We start from the raw sequence: 6,157 nt of genomic DNA on the forward strand, positions 1-6,157 counted from the left end.
AAAAAATAACAGTCGAAGGAAAATTTTTTTCCTCTTCCCAAGCCTGCAAGTGTAAACTGTAAACTATCAACTATCAACTATCAACTATCAACTATCAACTATCAACTGTAACCCTTGCTGGCACTCTTAAATCAAATTCGAGAAGTTATCCGCCTTTGGTGGTCGGAATTTACCCTCCAGACAAGACTCATGGCGGTGGCAACTCTGGCGGTTTCTTTGTTAATGAGTAGTTTGACTTTCTGGGCGGTGAATACCATCCAGCAGGATGCCAGCATGAATGATACTCGCTTTGGCAAAGATTTAGGACTGTTGCTGGCTAATAATGTTGCACCTTTAATTGCAGAAGATAAACTCACCGAAGTTGCTCGTTTTTCGAGTCTTTTTTATGGAGGAACATCCAGCGTTCGTTACTTATTATATGCGGATGCTAATGGAGAGATTTTCTTCGGTATCCCTTATAGTGCCGCAGAAGTCCAAAATTCTCTAACGATTAAACGCCATATTGAATTACCCGAGAATTACGCACAAGAGGCAAAATTTCCGATGATTCGCCAACATAAAACCCCTCATGGTGGCGTTACTGATGTTTTTGTGCCTCTCAACTATAATGACAAATATCTCGGAGTTTTGGCGGTAGGAATTAATCCGAATCCAACAGTGGTTGCTTCTTCTAATTTAACGCGGGATGTAACGATCGCGGTATTTATTTCGATTTGGGCGATGGTATTGTTAGGGGTTGTTTTTAATGCTCTAACGATTACTAAACCGATTAAGGAATTGCTAGTAGGGGTGAAAAATATTGCCGCCGGAAATTTCAAACAGCGTATCGATTTGCCTTTGGGTGGGGAATTAGGAGAATTGATTTTTAGCTTTAATAAAATGGCAGAACGTTTAAAGCGTTATGAAGAACAAAATATTGAGGAATTAACGGCTGAAAAAGCTAAGTTAGAAACCCTTGTTTCCACCATCGCCGATGGTGCAGTTTTGCTCAATAATGATGCCGAAATTATCTTAGTCAATCCTACAGCGCGGCGTATTTTCGGCTGGGAAGGGAAAGATACGATCGGCAAGAATATTTTACAAGAATTACCTCTATCTGTTAGCGCTCAATTAACGCGACCCCTGCAACATAAAACCAGCGAAGATCTGGTTCAAGATTCCCATCATCTTTGGGAACGATCGCAGCAAGAAAAAGACGGAGATGAGTTTCGCGTCACGATCGCAGGACCTACAGAACGAACGATTCGCATCTTATTAACCCAAGTCTTCGATCGCGATCGGGAAAATGTCAAAGGTATTGCGATGACAGTGCAGGATATTACTCGCGAAGTAGAATTAAATGAGGCGAAAAGTCAGTTTATTAGCAATATTTCTCACGAACTTAGAACCCCTCTTTTTAATATTAAATCTTTTATTGAAACTCTCTACGAATACGGCGAGGATTTATCGGAAGCAGAACGACAAGAATTTCTACATACTGCTAATAACGAAACCGATCGCTTAACTCGTTTGGTCAATGATGTTCTCGATTTATCTCGCTTAGAATCCTCAAAAAACTATCAATTAGAAGACGTTGAAATTGAGCGCACCATCGAGCAAACTCTGCGTAGTTATCAACTCAATGCCAAGGATAAAAAAATCGAGATTGGTGCTGAAATTGAAGCAAATTTGCCTTTTGTTTTAGGGCATTATGATTTATTATTGCAAGTCTTAGCGAATCTTGTGGGTAATAGCTTGAAGTTTACAGAGTCTGGGGGGCGAATTATCGTTCGCGCTTATCAAATTGACCTCGATGCTATAACAAAAGAAGGCGATCGCCTGCAAAAAGTTCGCGTTGAAGTCTCCGACACGGGAACAGGAATTGATGCGGAAGATCGCGAGGCAATTTTCGATCGCTTTTTCCGGGTTGAAAATCGCGTTCATACCCTCGAAGGAACCGGGCTGGGTCTTTCTATTGTGAGGAATATTGTCACGAGACATCGTTCGCGCGTCAATTTAGTGAGTGAGATTGGCTTGGGAAGTACCTTTTGGTTCGATCTAGAGATTTACGATCCCCTGCAACTCGATCGCCCTTCTCCAGAATTACCCCAGATAAATCTAAACTTACTTTAATTATGAAACGAAGGATTGCACTATTATTTTTTGTGGGCTTACTTAGTGCTTGCGATCGGCAAGCTGAAAATAATACTCCTGGCAATACAGCAAATTGTCCCGATCCTGCTGCTTCTCCCCCCACTTTAGCCAAACCTGCCGAACGAGATTTCCCCAACTATTTTAATTTCCAAATCCAGAATATTGCAGCCAACAAAAATATTATTCGCTTTCAAAGTTTAAGCTACGATTTTATTTTTTGTCGAGGCAATGAAACTTGGACAGTAACAAAAGGAACGATGTCTCCTCCTGCTTCTTCCCTGGGTGCAGAACTTCCTTATAAAACTGTGGAATTTCAGGGAAAAACCTATCAATATCGCGCCGTGTTAGACCCTGATTTTACCTCGGGACAGCGATCGCAGCGTGCGGTTCTGCAATTGATTCCACCGGAAGCAACAGAACCCATCGTCACCAATCTTTACACCCTAGAAGATATTCGTAAAGCCAATTTAGGCAATGATTTAGCGTATCCAGATTTCGTCAGTGCAGTTCCCTACGGCGATCGCCTGTTGATTTCAATTTCTGCCCCTCGGGGGGAAGGATTTACGAGTATTGCCACCTTAGCCTTTTACAATCCTCAAAACCAGGCGATCGAACTGAAACAACCGGATAAAATTAAAGGGCAAATCATCAAAGATATTGCGATCGCCGGGGAGTCGGATAACGCTAAAATTTGGCTGACCACGCAGACATCAGGGGAAGGAAACCCCTATATTCCGAGTATGGGATTAGTTTCCTACGATCTCAATTCTGATACCATTACTGCCTATCACGTTCGCAATAGTCCCCTTGTTGGTGCCATTCCGACCAAATTATGGGTGAATGGAGAAGAATTATGGGTAGGTACTGGAAATGGCATTTGTCGCACCTATTGGCAAGCAATGGAACAACGGGATAAGTGGAATTGTTGGCGCTTTGCGGTCATGGCAGACCTCGCCAATGGAGGGATTACCCTATACAATCGTTTAGCTGCCCAAAAACCGGCACTAACCCTTGAAGCAGATAAGGTAGAGGTGTTGTGGCGATCGCCTCTCGCTTACGAGGAAAATGCGAAGGAACGCTATGAGATAGTCTACAAGGAGGGGTTTACGACGGCGATCTCCGGGGGAAAAACGGCTTGGTCGGAAATATATGGAACAGCGCAAGAGTATTTCGCACCGCTATACTGGCCGGGATCGGAATGGCATTGGAATGGCCAGCGTTTCCAACGGGGATTTGATGAAGTCTCTCTCAATATCTTTGGTGGGGGTCCGATGGGTATTGGACAAAAGGAATTTAATCCCAATAATCCTCCCGATGTTGCAGCCATACGAGGGGATCTGGATTTACTAGAATTAACGGGAGCAAGAACAGAAGTACGCTATTATTCGGGTTGGGTTGATGAGGCTTTATTATCTCCCTATGTGGCGATCGTCCCTGTTCAACCTATTATTAATCCTCAACCGAATCCTCTGAGGGTTGGGGAACCAAATTGAGAGGGTTTGGAGAACCAAATTAAGAGGGTTTGGAGACCAAATTAAGAGGGTTTGGAGACCAAACCCCTACCACATGAATCTCGATCGCTATGCCCGTTTAAAGTCACCAATTCACCAATGGGAACCGCGTTCTAAATTGGTATCATTATTGACTTTAATTTTTGCTTTTGCTTTTGTCCGCCATTTGATTTTACTGCCATTTATGGTAGTAATAACAGCAGGTTTATATTTGATTTCTCGTCTACCTTTTGGATTTTGGCTTTCTCGATTGCGCTATCCAGGCTTTTTCATTGCCGCAATGGTCTTTTTTTTGCCATTTGGGACGGGGGAAACGGTGTTATGGCACTGGGGATGGTTGAGCTTAAAACAAGAAGGCTGTGAGGCTTTGGCGTTGATTCTGGTGCGATTTGCTTCTATCCTAACAGTGAGTTTGGTGTTATTTGGTACGGCACCGATCGCGAATAGTTTAAAAGCAATGCGATCGCTGGGTCTTCCGGCTTTAATTGTTGATATGGCTTTGTTAACTTATCGGTATTTGCAAGAGTTACAAGAGATGCGAGTTAAGATGCAAAGGGCAATGCAGTTGCGAGGATTTCGACGCGATCGCCTGACGCGCAGAAATTTACAAATTTTGGCACAACTGACGGGAACTTTATTAATCCGAAGTTATGAGCGATCGCAGCGTGTTTACTATGCTATGATTTTACGAGGCTACGGTCAAGAAAAAGCGCAAGATAGAAAAGGGATTCAAGATATCGATCGCTTGAGTTGGATTGCATCAATTACTACACTTTTTGTTGCAATTATTTTCATTATTGTTGAATTTTTGCTGAGTCGTTGATGATTTTTTATTGTTCAATCGTTTCAAGTTGAATTTCCTGTAATTCAACTTGAGTTTCTTGCAAATCGAGTTTTGTTGAGGCTTCTTGCAAAAATTGTTGCATTTCTTGCCAGTCTTCTTGAGTTGCAAAGTCTCCATTTTCCAGTATTTTGCTTTCCATCGACTGAATGCAAGAGACTAAACCTGCTGCAAATTCATAACGAGTTAAAACGCGATCGCCTTGAAATGTATCATCGGGATAACCAGTAATACAATTATAGTTTTGGGAGAGGTTTTGCAGGGCTTCATAAGCCCAGTCACCGGGGAATACATCGCGATTTTGGGCGATTTGGATGGGGTTAGCGAGGGTAGGCGTTTGGGCAATAAAGAAGGGACTCAAAAGCGCGATCGCGATCGCCGCAATAGGTTTAAACATTTTCTCTCTCCTGAAATTTAATTAAAAGGTTTTAATAGACGCGATCGCGCCAGTTTAGAGTTTATTTAATCTTAGCTTATAATTTTGCAGATCTACTTAAATGGGCAGCCTTTACTATTCAGGGAGATTGGCTATAGAGACGTTAAATTTAACATCCCTACAGCGATCGCCAATTTGGTTGATGATAATCTTTGCTGTTTTGACTTTTCAGGCTGTTCCTTCTTCCCTTTAATTTCACATTAAGCGTAATTTATTGGATTGAACTTCCCTACTGTGGCGATCGCAAGATAAAATTGAAAAGCAATTAAAACTCTTAGCAATGTTCGGAAAAATTCCCCTCGCGTTACTCGGTCTTTCTGTTGGCAGCATCCTCACAATTATGGGAGTTATCGCCTACGCTTTCGGTAAACCCACCCTTAACCTGATTGGTTTTTTCTATGGAATACCTTTATTCCTCGGCGGTTTAGCCTTAAAAGCCTCAGAACTTAAACCCATCCCCTACAGTAAACCCACGTCACCAGAAGTATTAGCATTGCGAGAAGAACAAGCAACAGAAATTCAACAAAAACTTCGCAAAGATATCACCCGCTATCGCTACGGACAACCCGTTCATTTAGATTATCCCTTAATGAAACTGGCGATCGCCCCTGATGAAGAACTTCCCAATCTTCAGGAACTCCGAGAAGAGGCGATCGAGGGCAATTATGCTTTAATTTTGGACTTTTACTCCCCTTTTGTCAGTTTAGAACAGTGGCAAGAGAAACAAGAAAAAATCGAAAAATTCTTCGGTCCCGGCATTCGGACAACCCTCGCGCAAACCCAAGAAGAATGGATCGAACTTGCTTTAATTACTGTTACAAATGATAATGAATGAGTAACGAGAAATCACCTTTTTTCCAATCTTGTCACATACCATTGTAGATATTGACTCGGAGAAACATTAAACTCGCAAGACGTTTCCAGTAAATGTTGCGCTTGTTCTTCCAGAGAATTAAACTTTTGTAAATCTCGCGGTAATTCCTCCTGTTGTTGCAAAATGTCCTTCAGTTTCTCGAGTAACTCTGCTTCTGAGAGAAATTGTTCTGGGCGATCGGGTTCGAGGATAACATAACAATCCTCTTGATACATGATTGAATCTGCCATAAGTCAGAAGTATAAAATGGTAAATTTGTTTAAACTTAGGCTCTACACATTAGCGGGCAAGATGCCCGCACTACCATAACAAAAGAATACAGTAGTGGGAGCGTCTCGCTCCTTAGCTGCCTAAGTCATTAG

6 protein-coding genes are annotated in these 6,157 nt (G+C 42.2%); 4 read left to right on the forward strand and 2 right to left on the reverse strand.

Annotated elements, in window-relative coordinates:
- The first annotated feature begins 114 nt into the window (after window positions 1-114).
- From nblS to cbiQ, 3 genes are all read left to right on the forward strand, one after another.
- Entirely contained in the window at window positions 115-2,112 is a 1,998-nt protein-coding gene (nblS, locus tag JUI58_RS05325; protein ID WP_204102714.1) for a two-component system sensor histidine kinase NblS, read from the forward strand.
- Window positions 2,113-2,114: 2 nt separating this feature from the next.
- The gene (locus tag JUI58_RS05330; protein ID WP_204102715.1) at window positions 2,115-3,626 is read left to right on the forward strand and encodes a hypothetical protein; all 1,512 of its coding nucleotides are present in this window, start codon (window positions 2,115-2,117) and stop codon (window positions 3,624-3,626) included.
- 73 nt (window positions 3,627-3,699) lie between these two features.
- A complete protein-coding gene (gene cbiQ / locus JUI58_RS05335; RefSeq protein WP_204102716.1) occupies window positions 3,700-4,467 on the forward strand; it encodes a cobalt ECF transporter T component CbiQ in 768 nt (255 codons plus the stop codon).
- 7 nt (window positions 4,468-4,474) lie between these two features.
- On the opposite strand, the gene JUI58_RS05340 is transcribed toward cbiQ, so the two are convergent.
- Complete coding sequence (locus JUI58_RS05340; RefSeq protein WP_204102717.1) at window positions 4,475-4,882, reverse strand: S-layer homology domain-containing protein; 408 nt, start codon at window positions 4,880-4,882, stop codon at window positions 4,475-4,477.
- A gap of 319 nt (window positions 4,883-5,201) precedes the next feature.
- Between JUI58_RS05340 and JUI58_RS05345 the strand changes: the two genes are divergently transcribed.
- Window positions 5,202-5,756: a DUF2854 domain-containing protein gene (locus JUI58_RS05345; protein WP_239121287.1), complete on the forward strand. Its 555-nt coding sequence runs from the start codon at window positions 5,202-5,204 to the stop codon at window positions 5,754-5,756.
- Window positions 5,757-5,767: 11 nt separating this feature from the next.
- Here the strand turns inward: JUI58_RS05345 and JUI58_RS05350 are convergent, their stop codons facing one another.
- On the reverse strand, window positions 5,768-6,025 hold the full coding sequence (locus tag JUI58_RS05350) for a chlororespiratory reduction protein 7 (protein ID WP_204102718.1): 258 nt from the start codon (window positions 6,023-6,025) through the stop codon (window positions 5,768-5,770).
- Between the last annotated feature and the right edge of the window lie 132 nt (window positions 6,026-6,157).

The sequence above is a fragment of the Spirulina sp. CCY15215 genome, from assembly GCF_016888125.1.
GTDB lineage: Bacteria > Cyanobacteriota > Cyanobacteriia > Cyanobacteriales > Spirulinaceae > CCY15215.

Excerpts from the sequence above, each read along its gene's own strand:
- JUI58_RS05330 (WP_204102715.1), top strand. The coding sequence starts at position 2,115 with ATGAAACGAAGGATTGCACTATTATTTTTTGTGGGCTTACTTAGTGCT.
- cbiQ (WP_204102716.1), top strand. The coding sequence starts at position 3,700 with ATGAATCTCGATCGCTATGCCCGTTTAAAGTCACCAATTCACCAATGG.
- JUI58_RS05340 (WP_204102717.1), bottom strand. The coding sequence starts at position 4,882 with ATGTTTAAACCTATTGCGGCGATCGCGATCGCGCTTTTGAGTCCCTTC.
- JUI58_RS05345 (WP_239121287.1), top strand. The coding sequence starts at position 5,202 with ATGTTCGGAAAAATTCCCCTCGCGTTACTCGGTCTTTCTGTTGGCAGC.
- JUI58_RS05350 (WP_204102718.1), bottom strand. The coding sequence starts at position 6,025 with ATGGCAGATTCAATCATGTATCAAGAGGATTGTTATGTTATCCTCGAA.